Raw genomic sequence first — 711 nt, 5'->3', positions numbered from 1 at the left:
TAATATGTCTCGTGAAGAAGCCATGCAATCTAGTTTGAATAAGGGGGCTATTTTAGGTAAATCAGTCACCCTTAAGACAGAATACCTTATTGTCTCACAATCTGATTTAAATAAGCAGAAGAAAACAAGTAAATTTAAAAAAGCTGAAGAATACGCTAATCGCGGCGAAAAAATTAAAATTATTTCGGAAAAAATCTTCAAACAACTCCTGGAAATGGAGTAGGCTTAACGCAACGAGGATGCAAAAAGAGCTGTGACATCATCACAGCTCTTGATTCAAAAGTTTAGCCTTTAGGACCATGCCGTTGAATAATATCATCGTATTTTTCAACCAGTTCATGACCGCGTTCAGTTGTTTGATAAGCAAACATAGGCATTTGCGGTGCTAAATCTTCCTCATTGATTTGATCTTGCACATATTTCACCAATTCATCTTTCTTCATAGAAGAATAGCCCGATAAGCCAGCATTTTTAAGGATTTTTTTCAAAGTCCCGGCATTCACTAAGTACAAAGTTTCCTTGGCTGACATTTGGTATGCTAGACCTTCTTCAATAAGATTGTCCAAGGCATCTAAGGCATGAATGCCGTAAATATACTCAAAATAGCGAGGGATAGCTGATTCAGTTGAAAAAGTCCCCAAATCAAGACGCCATAATAAAATAATGTGACCAGGTAATAAGCCTTCTTCCGTCCGTTCCATATTTCGTTTT

Annotated in this window: 1 protein-coding gene and 1 pseudogene; one reads left to right on the top strand and one right to left on the bottom strand. The window is 37.0% G+C overall.

Going from position 1 to position 711, the window contains the following annotated elements:
* Nucleotides 1-223, top strand: a pseudogene (locus ACRCJ0_RS17610) (exonuclease domain-containing protein); the annotation flags it as partial.
* Between the two features lie 61 nt (nucleotides 224-284).
* Here ACRCJ0_RS17610 and ACRCJ0_RS17605 read toward each other — a convergent pair.
* Nucleotides 285-711: hypothetical protein (locus ACRCJ0_RS17605; RefSeq protein WP_431391444.1), on the bottom strand; the 427-nt coding region annotated here is incomplete at its 5' end.

This window comes from Aerococcus sp. L_32, assembly GCF_050689315.1.
Note: the sequence above shows the minus strand (reverse complement) of the source record. Positions and strands in the feature narration are given on the sequence as shown.